Annotated in this window: 21 protein-coding genes; 4 read left to right on the top strand and 17 right to left on the bottom strand. The window is 37.1% G+C overall.

The window, feature by feature from the left end:
* Window positions 1-16: 16 nt before the first annotated feature.
* From H5119_RS12615 to H5119_RS12625, 3 genes are all read right to left on the bottom strand, one after another.
* On the bottom strand, window positions 17-742 hold the full coding sequence (locus H5119_RS12615) for an NYN domain-containing protein (RefSeq protein WP_182702473.1): 726 nt from the start codon (window positions 740-742) through the stop codon (window positions 17-19).
* 204 nt (window positions 743-946) lie between these two features.
* Window positions 947-1,309, bottom strand: a complete 363-nt coding sequence (locus H5119_RS12620) for a hypothetical protein (RefSeq protein WP_182702474.1) — start codon at window positions 1,307-1,309, stop codon at window positions 947-949.
* A gap of 90 nt (window positions 1,310-1,399) precedes the next feature.
* Window positions 1,400-1,597, bottom strand: a complete 198-nt coding sequence (locus H5119_RS12625; RefSeq protein ID WP_182702475.1) for a hypothetical protein — start codon at window positions 1,595-1,597, stop codon at window positions 1,400-1,402.
* A gap of 97 nt (window positions 1,598-1,694) precedes the next feature.
* Here H5119_RS12625 and H5119_RS12630 point away from each other — a divergent pair, with 97 nt between their 5' ends.
* Window positions 1,695-1,958, top strand: coding sequence for a helix-turn-helix domain-containing protein (locus H5119_RS12630; RefSeq protein WP_182702476.1), 264 nt, complete (start codon window positions 1,695-1,697; stop codon window positions 1,956-1,958).
* Here the strand turns inward: H5119_RS12630 and H5119_RS12635 are convergent, their stop codons facing one another.
* A complete protein-coding gene (locus tag H5119_RS12635; RefSeq protein ID WP_182702477.1) occupies window positions 1,959-3,608 on the bottom strand; it encodes a TIGR04141 family sporadically distributed protein in 1,650 nt (549 codons plus the stop codon). It abuts the gene before it with no gap.
* A 676-nt stretch (window positions 3,609-4,284) separates the two neighbouring features.
* Between H5119_RS12635 and H5119_RS12640 the strand changes: the two genes are divergently transcribed.
* Entirely contained in the window at window positions 4,285-4,506 is a 222-nt protein-coding gene (locus H5119_RS12640; protein WP_182702478.1) for a hypothetical protein, read from the top strand.
* A complete protein-coding gene (locus tag H5119_RS12645) occupies window positions 4,499-5,380 on the top strand; it encodes a site-specific integrase (RefSeq protein WP_182702479.1) in 882 nt (293 codons plus the stop codon). The genes H5119_RS12640 and H5119_RS12645 overlap by 8 nt, the downstream gene beginning before the upstream one ends.
* Before the next feature lie 455 nt (window positions 5,381-5,835).
* Here the strand turns inward: H5119_RS12645 and H5119_RS12650 are convergent, their stop codons facing one another.
* The 9 genes from H5119_RS12650 to H5119_RS12690 all read right to left on the bottom strand — a co-directional run bounded on the left by H5119_RS12650 (window position 5,836) and on the right by H5119_RS12690 (window position 17,411).
* A complete protein-coding gene (locus H5119_RS12650) occupies window positions 5,836-6,387 on the bottom strand; it encodes a hypothetical protein (RefSeq protein ID WP_182702480.1) in 552 nt (183 codons plus the stop codon).
* Between the two features lie 4 nt (window positions 6,388-6,391).
* Window positions 6,392-6,724: an STAS-like domain-containing protein gene (locus tag H5119_RS12655; protein ID WP_182702481.1), complete on the bottom strand. Its 333-nt coding sequence runs from the start codon at window positions 6,722-6,724 to the stop codon at window positions 6,392-6,394.
* A complete protein-coding gene (locus tag H5119_RS12660) occupies window positions 6,721-7,833 on the bottom strand; it encodes a hypothetical protein (protein WP_182702482.1) in 1,113 nt (370 codons plus the stop codon). Before H5119_RS12660 ends, H5119_RS12655 begins: the two co-directional genes overlap by 4 nt.
* 125 nt (window positions 7,834-7,958) lie before the next feature.
* A complete protein-coding gene (locus H5119_RS12665) occupies window positions 7,959-9,212 on the bottom strand; it encodes a site-specific integrase (protein ID WP_182702483.1) in 1,254 nt (417 codons plus the stop codon).
* Between the two features lie 1,074 nt (window positions 9,213-10,286).
* A complete protein-coding gene (locus H5119_RS12670) occupies window positions 10,287-10,709 on the bottom strand; it encodes a phosphate ABC transporter substrate-binding protein (protein ID WP_138583874.1) in 423 nt (140 codons plus the stop codon).
* 11 nt (window positions 10,710-10,720) lie between these two features.
* A complete protein-coding gene (locus tag H5119_RS12675) occupies window positions 10,721-12,049 on the bottom strand; it encodes a hypothetical protein (protein ID WP_182702484.1) in 1,329 nt (442 codons plus the stop codon).
* 580 nt (window positions 12,050-12,629) lie between these two features.
* Window positions 12,630-12,878 carry a hypothetical protein gene (locus tag H5119_RS12680; protein WP_138583872.1) on the bottom strand — a complete coding sequence of 83 codons (249 nt, stop codon included), beginning with the start codon at window positions 12,876-12,878 and terminating at the stop codon, window positions 12,630-12,632.
* Window positions 12,879-12,965: 87 nt separating this feature from the next.
* On the bottom strand, window positions 12,966-14,609 hold the full coding sequence (locus tag H5119_RS12685) for a cyanophycinase (protein ID WP_182702485.1): 1,644 nt from the start codon (window positions 14,607-14,609) through the stop codon (window positions 12,966-12,968).
* Window positions 14,610-14,864: 255 nt separating this feature from the next.
* On the bottom strand, window positions 14,865-17,411 hold the full coding sequence (locus H5119_RS12690) for a UvrD-helicase domain-containing protein (protein WP_220492852.1): 2,547 nt from the start codon (window positions 17,409-17,411) through the stop codon (window positions 14,865-14,867).
* Between the two features lie 250 nt (window positions 17,412-17,661).
* Here H5119_RS12690 and H5119_RS12695 point away from each other — a divergent pair, with 250 nt between their 5' ends.
* Window positions 17,662-18,585: a M14 family metallocarboxypeptidase gene (locus H5119_RS12695; RefSeq protein WP_182702486.1), complete on the top strand. Its 924-nt coding sequence runs from the start codon at window positions 17,662-17,664 to the stop codon at window positions 18,583-18,585.
* 75 nt (window positions 18,586-18,660) lie between these two features.
* Here the strand turns inward: H5119_RS12695 and ccoG are convergent, their stop codons facing one another.
* The 4 genes from ccoG to H5119_RS12715 all read right to left on the bottom strand — a co-directional run bounded on the left by ccoG (window position 18,661) and on the right by H5119_RS12715 (window position 23,629).
* Window positions 18,661-20,043, bottom strand: a complete 1,383-nt coding sequence (gene ccoG / locus H5119_RS12700) for a cytochrome c oxidase accessory protein CcoG (protein ID WP_182702487.1) — start codon at window positions 20,041-20,043, stop codon at window positions 18,661-18,663.
* Between the two features lie 146 nt (window positions 20,044-20,189).
* Window positions 20,190-21,608 carry a sigma-54-dependent Fis family transcriptional regulator gene (locus H5119_RS12705; protein ID WP_182702488.1) on the bottom strand — a complete coding sequence of 473 codons (1,419 nt, stop codon included), beginning with the start codon at window positions 21,606-21,608 and terminating at the stop codon, window positions 20,190-20,192.
* Between the two features lie 93 nt (window positions 21,609-21,701).
* Window positions 21,702-23,006, bottom strand: coding sequence for an AarF/ABC1/UbiB kinase family protein (locus H5119_RS12710; RefSeq protein WP_182702489.1), 1,305 nt, complete (start codon window positions 23,004-23,006; stop codon window positions 21,702-21,704).
* Window positions 23,007-23,074: 68 nt separating this feature from the next.
* Window positions 23,075-23,629, bottom strand: a complete 555-nt coding sequence (locus tag H5119_RS12715) for a DUF1439 domain-containing protein (protein WP_182702490.1) — start codon at window positions 23,627-23,629, stop codon at window positions 23,075-23,077.
* Window positions 23,630-23,884 lie beyond the last annotated feature (255 nt).

Below are 23,884 nucleotides of genomic sequence, written 5' to 3' on the forward strand. Positions count from 1 at the left end.
ATTTTTATCAATTTACTCACTTCTTTACAGCACTTGATTTAGTAATAAGACGTACTTCTAAACCACTATTTTTAGTCGTTCTTGTTTCGTACCGACTGGAATGAACTTCAAAGAAGTCAGAAAGTTTTTTCAAGCCATAGTTACGAGTATCAAAGTCAGACTTAATTCGCTTTAGATATTTTCCTACTTCACCTAACTTAGCCCAACCAGAATCATCTCGATAGTTTTGCCACGCTTGATGCATTAAACGCCATAGTTCACGTTCAAGTTCCTGTGAAAAAGTTAGAGTTTGTTCATCATCTTCATTTGATGGCTCTAAATTTTCAATTGCTATAAAGTCGTCACAAGCATTTTTAAAGGATACTGGTGTCGTTGTTTTACCCACACCTATAACTTGTATTTCTGACTCTCTAAGGCGTGTTGCTAAACTCGTAAAGTCACTATCACTTGACACTAATGCAAAAGCATCGAATCTGCCTGCGTATAATAAATCCATTGCATCGATAATCATTGTTGAATCAGTCGAATTTTTACCTGTTGTATAAGCAAGCTGTTGCCTTGGCTGAATAGCCATTTCATTAAGAGGCGTTTTCCAATTCTTAAGATGTTCACTAGAAAAATCACCATAAGCTCGCTTTACAACAATTTGTCCAAAGCCTGAAAGCTCCTCGATGATTAAATGTAACTTTGAGTGTTGTGTATTATCTGAATCAATTAACACGGCTAACTTTTTATTTTCCATAGACTAATTTTATTTCCTTATTAATTCAGCCAGTGTAATTATTATTTATATAATTTAAAAGTAATTAGCCATCTTATTCAAAATAATATGGGGAAGTGTGGAAATAGTTCTTAATGTTTAGGCTTAATAAAGCCGTTTTTAGTAGGTATTATTTTAAGAAAAGATACAAGTAAATACTTTAAATTCAAAAAGTTTATAATCCCTTCAGTTAATTGCAGTCGTTTGATGAATCACGTTGGTTTCCCAATTACACAGCAACATAACCCACTCAAAAATAGAGCAAATTTTTACCGAGTTAACCCCTACTTGACTATGTGTTATAGATACTGAGCGCTTTTTAAATGCAGTAAAACTCTCTAAGGTTATATTCCAAGTCTCACTCTGATCATTTTTGTATTGATGATAAACGTAGTCTAAAGATAGAAGCTCACTAATAATTTGTGCTTCATTTAATATTGATAACTCATCCAATAAACTTAAAAGCTGTTCATGGCTTTTATGCTCACCTTCCAATCTATTCTCTAAAATAGAAAGGGCTGGCAAAAATGATTTTATTTCAGAATTCATAAAATGCTACGCAGCATATAGCTGCGCATCCCAATGCTCAATGTAAAAACCCAACTCCAGATTGCTATTAATGAAGTAAGATGTCAAAGCTCAATAATAGAACTCACCACGTTCATACGCATCCTTGGCTTCTTGCTCGGTGTACTCATCACCAAAGAAGTTAACGTTACCTGTGCCGTCATTATGTTCATCAATGAACTTATCTTGTTCAGTCTTTTTGTTTTCTGTGTCCTCGAATAACACGTCAAGCGCAACAAGCGCGGTTACTTTAAGTGCTTTAAGTAGCATTAGCTTATCTCCAAAATTTAAAACTAAGAAATCCTTAGTATCCACAATTAATTAAAGCTAAGAAACTCTTAGTTTTCAAGTGAAGATTATAAAAATAATGAAAACAAATAATGGTTCGCCTTTTCCGAAGAGGCTAAAGGAAGCAAGAATGCGAAAAGGATTTTCTCAAAAACAGCTTGGTATACTTGCAGGTGTTGACTCCTCGTCGGCTTCACCGAGAATGAATCAATATGAAAAAGGCGTACATACACCTGACTTTCAGATGGTAAGAGCATTAGCTAAAGTACTCGAAGTACCTACCGCCTTTTTGTTTTGTGAAGAGGATTACATTGCATGCACAATATTAAAGTTGAAAAAGTAATTAATCAGTCAATTCCTTTGTACACTTTGCTGATTTAGGTTTACATTCACACTTCGAGCCTGAGTTTTTTATATCTAAAACACCTATGGGGTCCACTGGAATTTTTGCTAATTCAACGGTAAACCCCTTGTTTTGAATATTTCTAGCATGATGCCTAAGATTAACTTTGGAAAAAAATGGTAGGTGTAAATCACCACCTTTCTGTTGAATCACTGCTAATACAATAATATGCTTTCTGGGCTCGGTTATATCAAAATCAAAACTAATATAGGTATTTTCCAAGTGCTCTTGTATTTGAGGTATCACTTCAGGGCTATTTAATAGCATTTCAACCCCATTCGTAGCTTGGGCAAATAAATGACTAAAAACATTGCTACCACCGTAATGCTTTACATGAATTAACCTATTACATTGCGTCATTAAGTCACAGAATTCATAGTTCTGTTTAATTTCTTTGTTTCTCACCCAATGTTGATCCAAAACAGCTATCTCTTCTTCATCAGCAATACGAGTGAGATAACAACACTCCCTTAGATCTTTGTAATGTTTATTTTCAAGACCATCCCATCGGGGCAAACTATCAAAGTAATTTGTCACCTCCTCAGCAAAACTTTTCTTGATGTGATACCAACGACCATCATTTAAAATGTACTTTTGCTCCTCTAAGCTAAATTCGCCATTCAACGCATCGTACATTCTAAATTTATCGAGTGTATTTCCAGCCCCATTTATTAAAAAAATATACTTAGATTTTAGTGTTGATATACTTAACTGCTCTATATTTTTAAATTTCGCCTCCTGTAAAAATACTTTCAAGTCCATTTCAGGATGCAGCGCGGTATGACCATTACGTTTGAAACAAGCAGGATAGGCAAAACCAGAAAAATCTTCATAATCGATAACTTGTGGTGGAGCAAGCCAAAACCCTTCAATATCGTTATCTATAAATTTCTGCACTAAAATATTTTCCAAAGACTCCAGCACAGCAGGATCAGTCTCTAGTCCAATGAAATCAGCCCATGGATATAATTTTTTATACTCATCACTCAAATAAGCATCAATCAACCTTTGAGCTATCGAAGGAAACTTTTCAAATTCAACATCAGTATAAAGAGAAACTGAGTCATTACCCGAAACCATCTCAAGTAAATCATCATCACCGCTAACTATAGCAGTTATCGATTTCAGAATTTCATGATCAAACTCAAAATCAAAATCTTGTATACCAGAGTTTGTTAAAACTTGTGATCGTGTATTTCTTGCAACTCTTTCTAATACAGATTTATCAACTGACTTTAGTTGTTTTGGATCACCTAAATTCATTGATACTTTTAAACCGAAGCCTCGCTCAATTGAAGACTTATTAATTAAAGCTCTTCCATAGCCAAAAGTAAAAATCATATACCTATTTTCTACTTTTAAAAAATAAACGCCTTTAACAGAACGTTGTTCAAATTCATTTTTATTAAGATTAAAAGCAGAAAAAAGTGAAGACCAATCTGCTTCATTTTTATGAAATGCTAAGCACAAAACGTTATCATGCAAATTATCAGGGGTTAATGTGTATTTGTTAAATTGCTTTGTATTATCAAGTAATTCTTCTATTGATAAATTCTCTTTACTTAGAAAAGCTATTACATTCCTTTTCATTATCTATTCCTTCAATCCTTTAAAAGTCTTCAAACACCCAAGCAATATAAAAAATAATTAATTTCAAAAATCATGTTTTTATCGCCTAGTTTATTTAGCTTGCCACATAAATCTTTCCGGCATCTTAAAACCACTAACTATAACTATAAGCCATAATTATTTTCTTATATTTAACTACAGCATATTTTAAAGTGAATAGTTCTGCAAATAACATAAAACCAAGCCCTTTTTAACTGAGGCATCATGAGCAAATGCCTCCTCTTTTAAAAGGGGCTACGCCCCCCGCTATGCCGAAGCGATAAATCGCTCGCTTCATAGCGGGGGGCTTGGTTTTGCATGTCTTATACGCAGGTTTTTATTTGCAGATTGCACAGAATCGATTTTAACGCTAACCTAATACTGAAATAGCCTATTAGGCATTTACAAAAAACGGCGCTGTTCTGCTGCCGACAACACGTAGTGAGGGCCCTCACTCATATCAATTTAATAGTCATGTCTCACGCCACATTTAAGGCGTTATGTCGGCGCTTTCTGCTGCCGTTTTTCACGTAAAGAGGAAATACATTAAGGCGAGATCGGTCCGAGCCTTTCGCATGTGCGAAAAACAGGGGCGAATAGGCTTCAGTGTCGCTGAGTAACTAAGTTGCCAGTTAATCTTACAACCTTGGAGATAGACATGACTTTTGATCTGAATAAAGAAATCGAACAATTAAATGAGCTAAAAAAGCTACGTACTAAAAAACGGCATAAACCTTCAAAGCTTGACAAATACCAGCACCAGCTTAGGAAGTTTTATGAAAATGGTACTACAAAATCTGACCTTCAACTTTGGCTTGCTAAACGAGGGGTGAAAGTGCATTGGACAACTGTAAAACGGTGGATTGATAAGAATGCCTAAATTTGCCAAAGCTGAAACGCAAGCAAAAAACGTTATTAAAGGGCTAACTAAAACAAAGCGTATAAAGTCTCTAGGTACTGCCAGAAACTATATGCAGTCACTTAAGACGGTTGCCAGCTGGTCCAAAGACATCGGCATTAATGGCATTCAGGCTATGAGTATAGAGCAAGCACGCATGTATCTCGATTACAGGGCTGAGATTGTTGGCCAAAAAGCCTTAGATATGGAACGCCAAGCAATACAAGCGATGATGCAGTTCAATGGCAAATTACAACCAAAACAGACTCTTTACCGCGTGAAGTCATTATTAGACGAAATAAAACGCTCGCGTGCATATACACCTGAACAAGCTCACGCCATCTCTCAACGACAAACTGTTAAACACGAACTAGCAACACAACTTGCTTACGCCGCAGGCTTAAGAGCCCATGAACTATTAACCCTTTCTAAAGCAAGTGAAAGACCGCCAAATAAGCGCCCTGCTTTAGATTCGAAATGGCTGGGCCGAAGTGGTGAGCTATACACTGTAACAGGTAAAGGCGGCTTGATACGCCATGTATTAATACCAAACCATCTTGTTTATGAATTAGAAGCTAAAAAGCTCAAGCAACCTATCACAGTCACCGATAGAGAAATTAACTATTTGCAGCGTTATGATATTGGTGGTGGCAAAAAATGGTCTGATTCTTTTTCTAAAGCCTCTAATCGCACCCTACTCTTTTCAACTGGCGCACACGGCCTGAGGCACAGCTATGCTCAAGAAAGAATGGCTGAGCTTCATGCACTAGGTTTTAAATATAAAATAGCCTTAGAGACCGTTTCACAAGAGATGGGGCATTTTAGGCCGGAAATTACTGAAGTTTATTTGCGTTAAATGTAAAAGCTACCGTGAAGATAGCTTTAATCTCAATCATTACCTATTTCTTTGAAGATTTACTAGGTTTTAACCCTGGGGTGTTCCCTGGAGTATTCTTGTTATCACGTCTACGTTTATCAGGTTTGCCTGTTGAATCAGCTATTGGTTTTGGACCAGGTTTTAAAGCCATAATATTTATCCTTGTAATTGAGAGGAAATCCCTCACATTTCAGTATAGCTTTTATCAAAGATTTATTTTCTATACCTAATAAATATTAGTTTTCACGCAGACCAGTGGGGCTGTCGTTAACATTGACTAATCATTTATCTAATTTCACCACCTGCACCATGAAACCCGAATAGGCTTGTTGATTTATAATTAAAGCTATAAGTATAAAAAATCGTTCTTTAACTTGTAAAGTATGAAATGCTATGACTCACTAAGTAAGTGGTTAGCCGTAGAGTTATAGAATTTAACAAGTGAAAAAAAGGAAGTACCATAAGGCGAGTAAAGTTATTGAAAAGCTTACAGACTGGACTTCGACTTTATAACGAATATAGAAGCGAATAAATGAAGTTTTATTTTCTAAATAATTATTTAAATTTATCTCAATTTCTTCTAGAAGATTATAAGCTTCAAAAATAAGCTTTTTTGAAGCCTCACAGCTTTTTTCAGCAGCACTACTATCAAACTCTAGTTTGGCTAAGTTGGATGGATCAATAAGCTTCAGTCCAATAAATGAGTTTAAATTATTTATTTTGAACTCAACTTGACTAACTTTTGCAGAAAGTAGTTCTTCAAATTCATTATTTTTATATTTTGCTGTGCCATATCCTACATCATTGAACCAACTAACTAGTTCAGTTATTTGATTCAAAACCCCATCACGATGTCGAGAGATTTCTCCTCTATTTAAAGTTCTAATGTTAAGAATATAAATTATCACCCAGCCTAGGACGGACATCCCCCAACCAACATAACTTACAACTGAAACACTAATATCGCGAGAAATACCCAAATCCATTCGGTCAACCCTTAGATTTCTCTTTACGAGCTTTATCTATCTTCTGGTCAATTTGCTCAACAACTCTGGGGAGGTGTTCATGTGAATACGACAGATGCTCTTCTAAATATTCAGGACTAAAAATACCTTTTCTAATAATGTTTGCGAAAGCCTCATCTATAAAGCTTGGTCCATAGCGGTTATAGCCAGTTAAATCTACATGGACATGCTCATTTTCTCTTAATGCAGGCACAAGAACATCATCACGAAATACTTCTCCCGAGAATTCATATTCAGACTTAAACCTAAATTTTGGCGTAGCGTGCCAACCTACTACTTTTATTATCTTTTTAGTCATTTAATTTTAATATTCCACTGAATTAATGTTCCAGGTATCTCGATTGGTAAGTCAACTAAACGACTGTCCTCTTCCGAATTATATACGAATAAACCTAAACGGCTAAAGATCCATAACTTACCAGACTCATTCTCATTTACTAGGTACTTGATACTTTTACTACCCTGCCCCCGTCCTTCCGTCTGAATACTAGAGTAATCGCCTGTCATTGATACATTTATAAGATGCTTATCTGTGATATTGGGCTTAATATTTAAATATTCAAGGAACCTTTGTGAGGGAGTCAATGAATCTTTAATTTCATCATATAATTCTGGGTATTCTTCTTGAAACGCTCTCTCAAACCATTCTCTATGTTTTACGGTATTGGGTATACTTACCCCGCGATCATGGATTGCCAAAAATAATTGGTCACCTATTACATCACATAAAAGCCACCACTGTTTATGTAGTTTACTCTCCCCCTCAGGGTAAGCATGGAGCAAAACATTTTCGATAGACTCTTGTATAGCATCTGATAAGACAGACTCATCATTCGCATCTAGACCATTATCATAGATCCTCACTTTGATGTAATCTATAATATCATCTATATATTTAGCATCATTACTCGTAACTACTGGCAGCCTTTTTATTTGGCTACAAGGGGTAATCAATTCTCGCCTTTCTATAAGCCTCTTTAGATTGGAAGCCTTTATCAATTTATTCACAATTGGAGATTTGGACAATCTCACTCTAGAATCAAATTTGGAGCTTTGTTGTATACTGTGAATAGTTGCGTACAGGAGTAAAAGAGCTGCTGCATTAATTGATTCTGTATCTTCAAAATTAACAATAACCCTCCCCTTAACTAAGCTAGAACTAAGGTTATTTATGAAATCAAGCGTCATCTTATACTCGCTAGCTTCATCAGGAAGAAAATCTTCGCTAATCGAGTAAATAGTTAATACTCTTGGAGCTTTCAAATCATGATATGAACTACCATTAATTTTAACGAGATTTTTGTATCTGTCGTATTTATAAGGCTTTCGCTTAATACTTTTACGGTATCTCCTAAAGCCTAAGGCGGTATTAAATCTTTTTTTTTCAATCTTTGATTTTTTTAACATGACATCCTTATCTGACCACCGAGATATATAATTAAATTATGTTGTTACACAACTCTCGTATTGTACACAGCTTGAAGATTTCAATAAACAGAAATATGTTACTTACTTTGCATATTCTAATGGGCTTACCATAACTTATTTCCCCAATCTTCCAATGCTTTGCAACGCTTTTCCATATATTCCTGCATATTATAAACGCCCTGCACTCCTTGTAATTGGTGATTCAGTATTTTTTCAATCACTATTGGATCTGTTCCAATATCAGTATCACCTAAACGAGTAGCGACTGTTCTTCTTAAATCGTGAGGTACAAACTTTGGCACTCCAAGTTGCTCAAGCTTCCGACTTATAGATCGTGATAGTGAATGCCTATCAATAGGCTGTTCACCTGGGCCTGATTTATTGGTTGTTGTACTCGGGAATACATATTTAGAGTTGAGGTAGCCAAATGCTGCCCGTAACTCATCAAGCAAGATAATCATATTTTGAGTAATCGGTACTTTATGAGTTCTTTCGCCATTTTTATTTTGCTTGACGCGCTCGGCAGGGACTGTCCATATCATTTTATCAAAATCAAACTCTTGCCACTGTGCGCCTGTAACCTCTATTGGCCGACAACCGGTTAACGTTATGCACTTTAGTGCGTAAATAACTTGCTGGCTTATACCTAGCTTTGGAAGGCGGTCAAATACTTGAATCACTTCTTCAAATTCGAGCGCTCTGGTTCGCGACTTTTCTAGGCCTCCCACGCTCTTCTTTTTAACTGTGCTTATCGGGTTACCTTGTATTAAATCGCGCTCAACACCAAAATTAAACATTTGCTTTAGAATGGATAGTGTTTTATTCGCCTGCGTTTTAGCACCTCTATCAGTTATTGGATCAAGCACCTTTTCAAAAATTTCACGGCGGGTTATTTCTTTAAGTTTGTAATTACCAATAAAGGGCAAAATGTCTTTTTCAAACATTCTAATAACTGGATCTACATCTTTACGGTTAGCTTTAATATCTCTTTCAATAAACTCATTTGCAAGCACAGCAATTGTCGGTGAGGCGCTTTCTTGCTTTTCAATCTGCGCTGCTTTCTTATTTTGTAAAAAAACATCAATACCACGCGACACATCACCAATATATTGCTTAGCAAGCTGCCTGGCCTCACTCACTGTTATTACCGATGAGCTGCCTAAGGCTAGTCTTCTTTCTCTTGAACCTCGGCCTCCAAGACGGTAATACAGATAATATACTTGTGAGCGTTTACCCTCCTTATTTGGTCTTCCAACATTGAGATAAAAACCGGAGATCTCAGTGTCATTAATTTTGGTAATTTCCAAAGGAATATTTTTGAGTATAGATTCAGTTAATTTTACTTTAATTGACGCCATTTTTCGCACACCTAGAGTTAACCCTAAATTTTTGTCGCACATTTATCGCACGAGCTGATTTTAGTTCACTAAACTTCACGTTGATTCACTAGGTATAATTTAAAAGCACAATCCTTTCAATAGCAATGAGTTACAATAACTTTGAATACTTCACGATAGGACACGTTAAGCCACTTTTGTACACTAAAGAACACAGGTAATTTTTATGGGGTGGCAGGGGTCGAGAGTTCGAATCTCTCCATACCGACCAATTAATTACTTTCAAATCAATAACTATCTAAAGAATTGCTACAGTTTAGCTTATTTGTAAATCTTCTATAATTCCTTTCATAATAGAGACAACTCTGTTTTATTAATTTACACATAATTTTCCCCCTATAAATTACGCTGCTCTGGTAATCCCCCCAAAAAATTAATAACACTAATTGCATTAAATAACACGGTGAAATTATGATATATGCTTGTTCTATATGAACAGTTTTTAGCGCAGTTAGTGAGTTATTTAATGCAATAAAGTGATCATGTTTTTAATAAAATTGGTATAAGTATCTAACCTATATAAATAGCTCTCATGGTTAAGCAAACTATTATAATCACTTAAATTTGGGTCTAATAGAATTTAAACACTCGATACTGTGATCTTCGCTGTATGTATTGTTTGAGCATCGGTTTAGAAATACCTGACTAGGGCGTGCTGACCTTTTGTGATTGATTTTGCAGCTGTATGTTTGGTTTTTAGGCAAGGCAGCGCCTATGTGGTGTGGTTGTTCCCCATAAATAGGCGATAACGCAGCATAAATGCCAAACATGCGCTGTCCTTTGGGTTCTTTCTAGGGGCGATTAACTCTTTGTTGCTCGGTTTTTACTTATTCTTACAGGGATGTAAGCCATTAGAGTAACGCAGGAGCAGTTATCGAGCCCACTCGATTACAAACCTCGCGCCGCGATTAAATCGCCCCTAGATTGAACAAATTTCAATCCACAAAGGTCAACGCGCCCTAACACTTTTAAAATAAAAAAGCTCTCGTGATTGGTATCACGAGAGCTTTTATATATGTCTATGCACTTAATAAATTAGAAAGTAGCTAGTACTCTTACGCTATCTGTAACGTCACCGCTTTCTAGGTAACCAATAGCTTTAGGGTTAGAACTAATCTCTTTTAAAACTTCACTAGCATCTTTAGCTTGTAAAGGAGGGCTTCTACGTCCTGTAAAAATAAGCTTTGACCATACCGCATCTACTTGGGACGTGTTTCTTTGTAAAACAGTGTCGTCAAATGCTGTTCTAGCACCTTTTCCTGCTTCAAATAACACAGGTACAGCTTCAGTTCCGTCAGTAAATTGTCCCAACTTACCCATAAAAATATTTTTCACTTGCGCTTCAGAAAGCTCAGATGTGTTACTTTTATTTACAACAACAGATAATGCTGCACTGCTTGAAGTCGTTACAATAGCCGATAAAATTGTTAAGAAGAAAATTGCTTTAAAGATTTTCATGGATTCTTCCTTTAGAAAATAATATCTAACGATACAGTTGATACAATAATACTTTTGCCAGTAGCTGAAAGTGTTTCGTTAGTACGGTTTAGAAAACCTGAACCACCAGTCGCAAGACCGTCATGATTTAAAGGACGGAAGCTATCAAACTGCATTTTCAATGCCATTTTCTTATAAAAATCCCAACGAAGACCCGCTGTAATTGTATTTGAACGTGAACTTGAGTTTCTAACAACATATTGATCAAGCGGCTCACTACCTAAACCCACAACTTGAGAATCAAGACTCGCCTTTATATCTGCATCAACATCAAGTGCAAAGTTTTCAGTTAAAGATTTAGCGTATGAGTAACCAACATAAGGAGTAAATGAATCTAATCTGTATCCAACCATACCGTAAGCTGCTATACCGTTAGATAAAGAAGATCTTGCTTCTCTGTGAGCCCACTCAAATTGACCAAAGTAGCTGCCGTTGTCATAAACTACAGCAAGGCTTGTAAGGTTGAATGGTCTACGTTTACGCTGAATGATACTAAATACATCACCTGCATTTGGCACAATTTCTGTACAAGTACCAAATACACAGTTATCATTTTGAGGATCTATAGTTAGCCCTAATTGATAATCTGTACTTACCAACATTCTCATGTCACCTGGTACGTAATCGCCTTCGGCACTAAGAGTTGAATGTTGAGCATTCATGTATCCCGCTCTAAAAGTCCAAGAGTCGTACTGTACTGTTCCAACTAGACCAGCCATGTGGTGGAACTTAATGTAACTTTTACCTGGGAAGTATAATTTATCAAACTTACCTGCATAAGCTTGTATTTGGTACGAGATATCACCATCACCAATAAAGTTACTGTATATAGCATCTACACCATCGATATTATTAATCGTAGCTTGGCTATATAAATCAATAACAGGTCTAACCCAAACGTTAGAGTAGTTAACGTTACGCGTGTCTGAACCCAAAAATACAGGTGATACGAAGCGTCCAGCTCTTAAACGAAGGTTTGAATTATATTTATAACTGATGTAAGCCCAGTCTAATGATGGCTGATAGTTATTTTTGTAGTTACGACGTGAAAGCAATTGCACTACGCCTGATAACTTATCTGATATCTTGTATTGACCTTGTATGCCTAGTACTGTGTCGTTGTCAAATCTCCAATGATCATCAGAACCACTTGGTAGTGTGTTATTTTGAATAAACTCGATGTCTTGCTTATTCGTTTTTACCGCACTTAACGTTGCAAAACCAGAGATTTTAAAATCGTCTGATGCTTGAGCAACACTAGGTAATAATATTAAAGTTAAACAGATATAAATATATTTCATATTGACCCTTGGTTTAATCGAGCTATGTTTGGGCAATTACTCCAGCACCAAACCAACCCTTTTGTTTGATTGTTCAACTAAATTATAATCCATTTTTATTTTATTTGTAATAAAAATTGAACTTATTTTAGCTTTATTTGGTCTTATTTAAGTTTTCATAAGATTTATTCATATAAAGTACATAATCGATCAAATAACGGTAAAGTTATCTGAGCTACTGCCGATACGTAGAGTTTTTTACAGTTAAACACCTTAAAGTTAACAGTATTTAGAAAAAGATTAGCTGAGAAAACACATAAATCAAGTTCAAAACTTGAGAACTTACTCAGGATAAACCACACCTAAAATAAAAAAGACACTACTTGATTCGCTTTACACTACTTTTAAACATTGTCGCTTAAATCAACATCCGCAGGCTCTTATGTATACGCTTTTGGATCTGTTATTAAAAAAGCACTTAAAGACATGCTAGAAAAAACTAAAAACCTTATATTTCAAAAGCTAAATACTTTTTCATGGGGCGATAATTTAGAGGGGAATTTTGAACGTTCTCTTAACTTCTTATAGAGTTTAACTCTTATTAATGTTTACGTGCCACACCATTTCTTACCAAGTCATGACCCGCTTGAAACACATCTTCTGTAATGGTGCGTGCCAAAAGTAGTTTTTGTTGGTCATCGAATACCGCAACAAAGCGGCTACCATCATTGTTGTTTGTTGCCATACCGACACCCGCAACACCTTTTAAACCTAAACCACCACTTTCAACTTTTAATAAAAAGCTTTCAAGATCACTAAGGTTATCAATTATATCTTGTTCATTATTCATTTTAATACTCTTTAATCGCGCTTCGTTTTGACGAAGCTCCTAATAAGCTGTGCACTATTTTATAGAGTACCGCTGAAAACTTAAACCCTAAAAAGTACTTACGGCTAAATCTAAATTGATCACCGCGCAACCAAGCTCCTTTGCACTTATACGATAGTAGCTGGTACTTTTTGTCGCCGTAAAACTAATTATAAACTCGTCTTGTTGCGCTACCGCACTTTGCTCTTGGCTTAAGCACATAGCTTGAGTAAGTGAACGGAGCTTTGAATTTGTTAAAATTGCGCCAAAGCGCTGTACTGGCAGTGATGGGATCTTTATAGCAGGCAATGCTTGGCTTATAGTGCGTTCGCTTAGAGTAAAGGCATTGTTGGTAATATCAATCACGCTGCCTGTAGGCCAGTACGAGTAGCTATAATGTTTGCCTTTTGGTTGATTGTTAATTTGATTCGCCAAGTGCACTACACCGCTTTTTCCTATTACTGTCATTAGATTACCCTCTGGCGATTTAATAACAACCAAAGCGGTGTTTTCATCAATACCAAAACCGTGTTGCACTTCTGCTTTAATATTTTTAGCTTGGCTTTTATCAATAGCCATCGCAAGTCTGAATGTACGGTTTTGTTCACCAAATTGGGTATCGAGTACGCCCAAATTAAAACTACCTAGTCCACCAGCATAACTATTATTTGTACTCTCACGAAGTGCAGAAAGGCTTGTTGTAGTAAATTCACTTACTATTTTATTTTGAACCACAGTACCCGCTCCAGCCCCCACGATTACAGGGCGTGATTGCAATGCTTCAGTCCATGGGTATGGTCTATCGTTTTGATCAAATAAAACTCGGCTTGCTAACGCTGCATCACCATCATTAAACATTACACCTGTACTGTGTTTAATCAGTGAAACGAGAGCATCAATACCTTTTTCACATAAACTAAGCTCTGCTTGAATACGGTCTGGGTATATTGCCTCACGATTATATATTTTCATTTGTGTATTTCTGAGGATAGCTAATTTATCGCATGAGTTGTTTGTTATTGCGTGTACAAGCGCGGGAGTAAGCGCTAACCATTGCGTATTTATATGCGATTGAAAGAAAGCATGTGCGAGATCAGCGGCTTCATATGGGTCTCGACTAGATGCTGTAACAACAAGCATTGTAGGCTCTGCGTTATTAACTTTTAAGCTACCCGATACAAATTGCAATATATTATTCGTTGCGCTTTGGTTATTCAGATCAGTATTTACTTGCTCTTTTAGGCGCTCAGCGCTATTTAATTGCGATATGTTTGGCTGGAATATTTCTAACATATCAAATACAAAGTTATATTCATCAACGGATAAGCTACTCAGTGATGTATTATTTATATCCCGCCATAACCAAAGTAAACTTTTTCTTGTCATCGGCACTGTTTTTTGTATTTTTATTGTATTGAGTGCATTTATTGTCGCTAATTTTTTATCATCATTACCACTGGGCCAATACTGAGCTATTTTACTAATTTTAGCATCCGTAACTTTAAAAAGATTGTGGGCTTTTCCTTTAATTTGCGCGCTATTTTGGCAATTTTTAGGTGTAGAGCTTGAACAGGTTGAGAGCACTCCTCCTGCTAAAACTAATGTTTGGTTTTGTGCTTGCACGTTAAAGGCTAATGAGCAAGCAATGCCTAATAGTACAACCGTACAACGAGATAATTGTGATTTTATATCAAACAAAAGCAGATTTTTCATAATAAGACTCTAATAGCTATATAAGGAGTGATTTAGCTGATAACAAACCATGCTAAGTTTTATAATTTTATCAGTAATGCCGCTGCGACTAAACTTTTTTAAGCCTAAACATACTAACCTTACAAGCACTTGTACATTCTATGGAGCACCATTTCCCAGTAATAACAACTACCCAACACGCAATTTTTCGTTGCGAGTAACATTGTGCTTCGGTTGCAGTTTATTAAATAACCCGAACTCTGGATAATAAATCTCTTAACCTGAGCTCAGGTTAAATAATGTTGAGGCAACTTCAATAGGGTAATCATCATTTACTAATTCTTTTATAAATACTGAGCACGCATGGGGATCAGCAATTAAATAGGTTTTATGCTTAGCCCGCGTAATACCCACATACAATAAACGCCTTTCCTCTGAGTGGGTAAAGCTGTCTTGCACAGGTAATAACGACTCTAACAACACGTTATTTTGGTTATTGCTAGGAAAACCCAATTTACCTTGCTCAAAACCAATAATAATACCGTAATCAGCTTCAAGTCCTTTGGCACCGTGTAAGGTCCAAAAGTGCAACGTATTAGTTTGTTTTTTATTTTTTAAATGCTGCTCTACCTTATTAAGCATAAAGCGGTATCGGCTAAGTACCGCAATACTGGCTGTAGCGTCGTTTTTTTGAATAGTGCTAATAATTTGCTGAACTTTTACTTCAAGTGACTTAGCACCTTTATATTGGTCGTCTAATAAAATAACTTGCGGCGTACTAACTTGCACATGCGTTGTAATGTGCTTTTTGTACTGCTCTGGATTTTGCATTACAAAACGCCCAGCTACATCGCTTATACTATTGTTATATCTAAATGTTTTTTGTAACACCGTTAATGAGTGACTCCCCACAAGCTCTTCAAATCGTGTCGTCAGTGCAAGGTTGCCACCCGAAAAGCGATAAATAGCCTGCCAATCATCGCCTACAGCTGTAAAGCGGATCCCTGTGCCTTTGTTAATAAGCGTATTTAAAAAAGCCATACGTGCACCCGATATATCTTGAAATTCATCAACTAAAATATGGCTCCAAGGGACACTAAATTCACCTTTTTTCACAACTTGTGTGGCGTGAATTATCATATCATCAAAATCGATGGCGTTTTGTCTGCTTAACTCGTGGGTGTAAGCATCATGAATAGTGATAAGCATGGCCGCATAGCGCTGATGGTTTTTAAATCCACTTTGCTTTATACGCTGTTTTATTTGGGTATTGGTTAACTGCTCAACCCTTATGGCTTGTAAGCACTTTAGGTATTTCTCAGCTTCTTGTTGTAACTGCCCTGAGTTAGTTAAAAGAGCAAATATTTTGTCATCAGCTAAAGGCGTTAGCGCAACGCTATACTGCTTTAAAAGTTTACCTAAGCGCTGCTCTAATTTTCCCTCAAGCCAATTGAAATAAAAGGTTTCGAGAAAAATAGTGTTATCTTTTTTATACAGTTCGCGCTTAAGCGCTATGTGTTCGTTATAGTGCTCTTTGTTTATGCCTGAGGGAGTATTACTTTGCCTATCAATATCATAATGATCTAAGTAAATATTGTATTTTGGTAAGTAGAAGCTGGAGTATTGCTTGTTTAGCCTTTTATCGCCCGGTCCCACGCGTTGCTTTATTTTATAAGCTGGTTTGTATTCGTGCTCGACCGAATTCAAGTGCAACCAATTAGAAATAAGTAGCTCTTGATAGCTTTTAACTTTGTAACCAGCAAAGCTTTTATATTCATTAATCCGCACGTAATGTTCATCTTCAGCACTATTTTTAAAACTAAAAATATCAACGGGCTCATACAGTAAATCAACAAAGCTTTTTAAAAAAGCAGAGTTAGCCTGCATTTGCTCACTTAGCCACGCCGTAAACCAACTTTTTAACTGTAATGCATCACTAGCCAATACAGAAAGCTCAGTCGACTTTTTAGCATTTCGCAATAGTGTTAGGCCTAATGCATGAAACGTTAAAATAACAGGCGGTGTCATGCTTAAATTTGCCTGTCCTGCGCGTTTAATAAATCGCTCTTTTAGCTCTTCTGCGGCTGCTTTATTATAAGCGAGTACTAATATCTGATCTGGCGTTGCTATGTCCCGATCAATTAAATCAAGCGACTTGGCAACCATAACTGATGTTTTACCCGTACCCGCTGCTGCTAATACTAGGTTTTTATCGTTATCGCGAATAACCGCTAAACGCTGCTCTATTGTCAGTGGATTAGACTCCACATTGTTATAAAAATTATCTCTTAGAGTAAGCTGTTTTTGTTCATACTTATGGCGTAACTGCGCTACAGCGTCGATTACTTTAGGTGTGCGACTTAAAATACTTAAAAACTTTATGCTAACCGGCGATAAATGCTGTTGCCATAAAATTTGATTATGCGCGTAATTTTTACTTAAAGAAAAAACGGTTTTATTCAATATTTCAATTGAGCTGTCTCGTAAAAACTCATCTAAAGCATATTGCTTTAACTGCGTTTTAGCCTTGTTTATTTTTTGCTCCAAGCTGTTTGCAAAGTAGTGATTTAATGTTTTGCTAAGCACGTCTGCTTGGCCTTTATTTAAAAAGCTAATGCATGTGTTATTACGATCACTTAAATTAATTTCAGCACTAAACAGACGGTTTCTTAGCACAGAAAAATTACTAAATTCGCTTAACCTAAATTGCAGCTTAGTGTTATCCCTAAAGTCGATAACAAGCATGCTCTGCTCAATACTTACTCGCTTAATACGGGTAAAAAAACGACCTAACCAACTTGGTGTGGCAATATACTGCGCCATAATACTCAATACAAAAACAGACTATAAGCTGATTTTAACATACTCTTTTATAATAAATTGATGCATAACAGCAACTACCGCCCCTTAGTTATATCAATGAAAAAGTACACAACAAAAGTACGACTTAACGTTTTAATTTGCACGCTGTTTTACTGAACGTTAAGCTATATCCTTATTACATAATTTTAGCAATTGCATTTAATACCTTCACTTTTGTAAAGACAAAATTCAATTGATATAAAGGCTTATTATGACTAACAGTACATACCCTATAGGCACACCTGGGACGAAATGGAATAACAGCGATAAAGCTCAGTGGTTAGCACGTCAAAACATAAAACGCAGTTACCAAGATGAAGTGGTAACGCTAGTTGACGACCTAAAAAGCATATTAAATGTAGAGCAATACGGTGAGCTTAATTACGCCGCAGGTGTTTATCCACTGTATGTGTTAAAAACACCTCACTTTAATGCTGACAAACCAACAGTTTTAATCACCGGTGGTGTACATGGCTACGAAACCAGTGGCGTACATGGCGCACTTAGATTTGCCAAAACATCGGCAATACAACACTCAGAGCAGTTTAATATTATTGTTGCGCCCTGCATTAGCCCTTGGGGGTATGAAACAATAAATCGTTGGAACCCAGACGCGATTGATCCTAACCGCTCTTTTTACGAAAATAGTCCTGCTCATGAATCGGCTGCAATTATGGCGTTTGTGAAATCACTCGATATAGATTTAATGGCTCATATCGATTTACACGAAACAACTGACAGTGATAACAGTGAATTTAGGCCCGCACTTGCAGCCCGTGAAGGCACTACAAATACTAACTGGAACATACCTGATGGATTTTATTTAGTTGCCGATAGCAAAAAACCTGAGCCTGAATTTCAAAAAGCTATAATAAAAAGCGTTGCAAAGGTTACTCACATTGCACCGAGCGATGAAAACAACCAGCTAATAGGCGTAGCTCAAGAGCAATTTGGTGTAATTAACTATGCAGCTCGCGATTTAGGTTTGTGTATGGGCTTTACTGATGCACCTTATGTAACCACGACCGAAGTGTACCCAGATAGCCCAACAGCCACAGATGAAGAATGTATATTAGCCCAAGTAGCTGTAATTGATAGTGCACTTAAATTTATCATTAACAAGCAATCAAAATAAAAACAATGCCCAAGTAGATATCCTGCTTGGGCATTGTGGTTGGTTTGGTTGAGCCTGTGTAAATAATTAATCTTTTCAGTTTTTATAAAACTGACTATCTTTAGTTATAGTAATGCTAGCATCTTCTTGCGCCGTTACAACAAACTGTAACTTACTCACTTTTTGCTCAATATCGTAACCATCGGCTGTTACAGTAACGGGAACTCTTTTCATCACTCCTGGCTGTATAAGTGTAGAACTTGGACTTGAGAGCGTTGCTCCTAGTAAACCCTCTATGGCAATAGTGTAATGCAGTGCTTGCTGCGTTTTATTAATAATAGTGAGCGTGTAAGGATTTTCTACTAGGCCCTCGTAGTTCACTCTATAAAGCGCGTTTCTATCACGTAATACGGAGGCTTCTATTGGTGTACGTTGCAGCATCCATGCAAACATAGAAATTATTAATAAAGCCGTTAATGCGCCATATCCTACTAGCTTTAATCTAAATGGATTGGTTTTTTTACCCTCCATTTGTTTTTCACTGGCGTATTTTATTAAGCCTTTTTCGTAACCAAACTTATTCATGGTGTCGTCGCAAGCATCAATACATAAGCCACAGTTTATACATTCATATTGCAAGCCATTTCGAATGTCTATTCCTGCAGGGCATACCTCTACACACAAGTTACAGTCTACACAGTCACCTAAGTTAAGCTCTTTTGGATCGGCTTTACGTTTACGTGGTCCTCGGTTTTCACCTCGTTTACTATCATAGGTAACAAGCAACGTATCTTTATCAAACATCACTGCCTGAAAACGTGAATACGGGCAAGCAATTGTGCACATTTTTTCGCGTAGAAACCCAGCATTACCATAAGTACAAAAAGCGAATAAAAACACCCAGAACCCCGTAATACCTGACCATTCGAAGGTTAACATTTCCATGTACAAACTTTTTGCCGGAATAAAATACGCCATAAACGAGGTGGCGGTTAAAACGGAAATAACAATCCACGCACTGTGCTTAGTTATTTTTTTGCGCCAAGTGCTCAGCGTCCACTGCGATTTATCTAATTTAATACGTTGATTGCGAGTGCCTTCAATGCGCTGCTCCACCCACGAAAACATGAGCATCCATATTGTTTGTGGGCAGGTGTAACCACACCAGACTCGACCAAGCCAATTAGTTACAAAAAATAACGCAAAAGCGCCCACCATAAACAGTAAGGCTAAAATCATAAAATCTTGAGGAAGCAGTGTTAAACCAAAAATAGTAAAGGTTTGCGTTGCCACATCTAGCAGCACAGCTTGTTGTCCGTTATATTGGATCCACGGTATTGCAATAAAAGTCAGCATTAACAGCCAACCTAAATTACGGCGTATACGCTGAAAAAACCCTTTTTGCTCGCGGATATAAATTGGCCCTTCGGTGTTATAGGGCTTAATGATCATGTCTTCTTCTTTAATATCAAATTTCATAGTACTTGCTTCATTATGACGGGTATTAAGCAAGTATTTGCAACTTTCAGACCAAGCTGAAACTTCAATTAATACATTGATATTAAAGAGATTACTTAAACAAAGAAAAAGTTAAATTCGCGATATATAACGAATAACGTGATATATCACGAATTCTTAATAATCCCTAACTTTCGCATTTTTGAGCGTAGTGTACTCTCAGGTAAGCCTAATTTAACAGCCGCCCCTTTATCACCTGATATTTGCCAGTGCGAGAGCGCTAGTACAGAGGTTATATGCTGCTTTTGGGCTTCATCTAACGTAAGTAATGGATTAATAACTACTTCACCACCCGCTTGCAAAGGCTGGCTTAGCTGTAGGACAGCCTGATTAGATAAAATAGCTTCGCGCTCAAGTACATTTTGCAACTCTCTAATATTTCCTGGCCAATCGTAGGCTTGCAGCTGCATAATTGCTTTTTTACTTAACCCCTTTAAATGTTTCCCGAGCCGTTTATTTAACTGCGCAATTAAATTAGCGCACAAATAAGGAATGTCTTCTTTTCGATCTTTAAGGGACGGGACTTTTATAGGAAATACATTAAGCCGATAATACAAATCAATTCTAAACGTGCCTTTTTGTACCATTTCCCACAGGTTGCGGTTAGTCGCTGCAATTACTCTAATACTTACTTTTAGCGTATTGCTCCCGCCTACACGTTCAAACTCTTGTTCTTGCAGGACTCTCAGTAATTTACTTTGCGCCTCAAGCGGAAGCTCTGCTATTTCATCTAAAAATAAGGTGCCTTTATCAGCAAGTTCAAAACGCCCTTTACGACGCTCATTGGCACCTGTAAACGCGCCCTTTTCATGACCAAACAGTTCCGACTCTAGTAAGCTCGGTGTAAATGCAGCGCAATTTACTTTTATAAAAGCCTGTTCGCTACGTTTGCTTAGCCTATACAAATTACGAGCGACTAACTCTTTACCCGTGCCATTTTCGCCAAGTATTAGTACCGTGCTGTCGGTTTCACTTACCAGTTTTATTTGATCTAACATGGTTTGAAATATATGACTTTGTCCAACTAGCCCTGAGTCTTGCCAATCTTCGTTAAGTTCTGCAATTAAGTAGTTGTTTTCATCTTTTAGCTGCTCACTTAAATGCTTTACTTGAGTAAGTGCCTCTTGCAGTGCATTTTGTGTTTGCTGTTGCAGTGATATGTCGCGAAATACCGCTACAGCACCAATCAGTTGGTTATTTTGATACACAGGTGTTGAGGTGTATTCAACTGCAAATGAGCTACCGTCTTTGCGCCAAAAAACTTCATTTTTTACTTCACGGCGTTTACCATCAAACATGGTGCAATATATTTGGCATTCGTCAGCGGGATAAGGTGTCCCATCAGCATGAGTATGATGATGATATTGATGTATTTTTTTACCTAAAAGTTCATCAGCACACCAACCTGTCATACGTTCAGCTGCAGGATTTACAAATACCGCATTACCCGATAGGTCAAAACCATATATGCCCTCACCTACTGCGTTTAGCAATAATTTAGGGTCGTTTAAAAATTGTTTTATCATAAATACACCTCGCGAAATATCGCGAGTATTATGACAATTTCATACGCTAAGTGCACTCATTACTTTAAATGCACTCAAGCGCTCATTAAAACGCTATAAATAGTGCTTAAATAACGTTTTAATGTCTATTTTTGCACCTAGCCTTGCGGCTATTAAATAAAGTCCTGCAAGTTTTCGGTGAATAAATAGCGCATCAACGGGCGGTGTATGCCATTGCTGAGATTGCGCACTGAGGGCGAGCCCTGCATTTTTAATATTGAGCGCGAGTTCGCTATTTTTAAAATCAAACTCCCCTTCTGTTCTTAATGGCTCGCACGCCATTAAAAATAAATCAATGACGTTGTTTTTATACTCATCAACTAAGTCATTTTGAAAGTAACCAATGTGTGAAGCCGCTTTAAGCACACCTTCTCGGTTGTTTTCGCTACCGGCTTTAAACAATGCTAAGTAACCTTCGCTAAGCTTGGGTGATATTTCTCGCGTTGCGCCAAAATCAAATAAAACAATTTTTTGTGTATCAAGCTGGTAATGAAAGTTGGCAAAGTTAGGGTCGGTTTGAATCAATTTAAATTCAAACATTTCTTTGAAAAACAAATCAATCAGTTGCTCTGCAACAAAGCTTTTTTGACTATCAGGTAGCTCTGTAATGCTCTCAATAGGCTCTGCCTTTATATATTCCATAGTAAGCACTTGTTGTGTGCTGTGCTCAATATATGCGTTAGGCACTTTAAAGTGTTCGTTCTCTGCTAGCGCACTTTTATAACGTATTAAATATTGCGCTTCTCGCGTGTAATCGGCCTCTGCTAATAACTGTGCTTTGGCTTCACTAATAAGCGGCTTAATATTAAGATCCTTAGGAAGTAATCGAGAAAGTGTTAATAACGAAATTACGTTATCAACATCGCTCACTACACTTTTTGCAATACCTGGGTATTGGATTTTAACAGCAAGCTGATCGCCATTTTCTTTATAAGCTAAATGAACTTGCCCTATAGAAGCCGCTGCAAAAGGCCTTAGCTCAATATGAGAAAAACGCGCTAGCCACTCATCCCCCCATTGCGTTTTTAGCACTTCTACAAGTTGTTTATGCGGCATTGGATTCGCGTCTGAGCGCAGTAAAGCAAGTAACTGGGCCAATTCAGGACTAAGTAAATCACCGGCATCCATTGAGAGCAATTGCCCAAGCTTCATTGCTGCACCACGTAAATGTGATAACTGCATGGCTAGTTTTTCAATGTTTTTAGGTTGTAGTAGTAAGCTTTTATTATTCCAACCTTTACCGGTTAATGCGCTCTTAGCGCCATCAACTAACATGTTGGTAGCAACACCTGTTGCGAGTGAGCCTAATTTTGCAAAGCGAGAGAGTCGAGAGGTGGGCACTGTACGAGGTGCTGCCATAATATTAAAACCTAATTAGCCTGAGAGTCAGGCTAATTGATACGTATATTTTAACCACCCAGATCTACTTAAAGGTGGGGTACCAATTTAATTGCACCTTTAACTATTTTCATATCGAGTGGAAGCTTACTGAGTAGCATCATTTTAGGGTCATCCATATTTAATGTGTAAACAGGGTTAACCGCTAAAAAGGCATTTATAACATCCATTGCTTGGCTATCTAGTGCGCCTATGTTGCCTTTAAAACCACCGGCATCAACGCTCGAATCGAGCAACTTAATATTACGTAAAAAGACTGCTTTTTTTTCACTGTCGTAAAACGGGCTCCCTTCAATTTGCAGCTTTAAACGCACTGGATATTTAAGTGCAAAAGCATTGATTTCAGCGCTTGAATCTGCACCCATCACAACAACATCGCGGTTATCTGGGCCAATATTGACACTTAAGTCGTTTACATCAAACTTAACCGGTAAACCCATCAAGCTTATTTTTTCACTTAACTTTGGTAATTGCTTACCCAGTACAGCCTCAACCTCAGCGTTGGTAAATGAATACACTGAAATGCCTTGCGTAGTATTACAGGCAGTTAATAATAGCGCTGCAATAATAACTAAAATTCTCATGAGAACCCTTTTGTTTATGAATTAGTGATACATAAAAAAGCCGCTATTAAAGCGGCTTAGTAAAATAGCAACCAGCAAATATTATGCTGGTTCTAGGGCGTGTTGACCTTTGTGGATTGAAATTTGTTCAATCTAGGCTCGATTTAATCGCGGCGTGAGGTTTGTAACCTAGCGGGCTAAGTCAAAACCGAGCAACAAAGAGTTAATCGTCCCTAGAAAGAACCCAAAGGGCAGCGCATGTTTGGCATTTATGCT

It is taken from the genome of Pseudoalteromonas sp. SG45-5 (assembly GCF_014164085.1).
Lineage (GTDB): Bacteria > Pseudomonadota > Gammaproteobacteria > Enterobacterales > Alteromonadaceae > Pseudoalteromonas > Pseudoalteromonas aliena.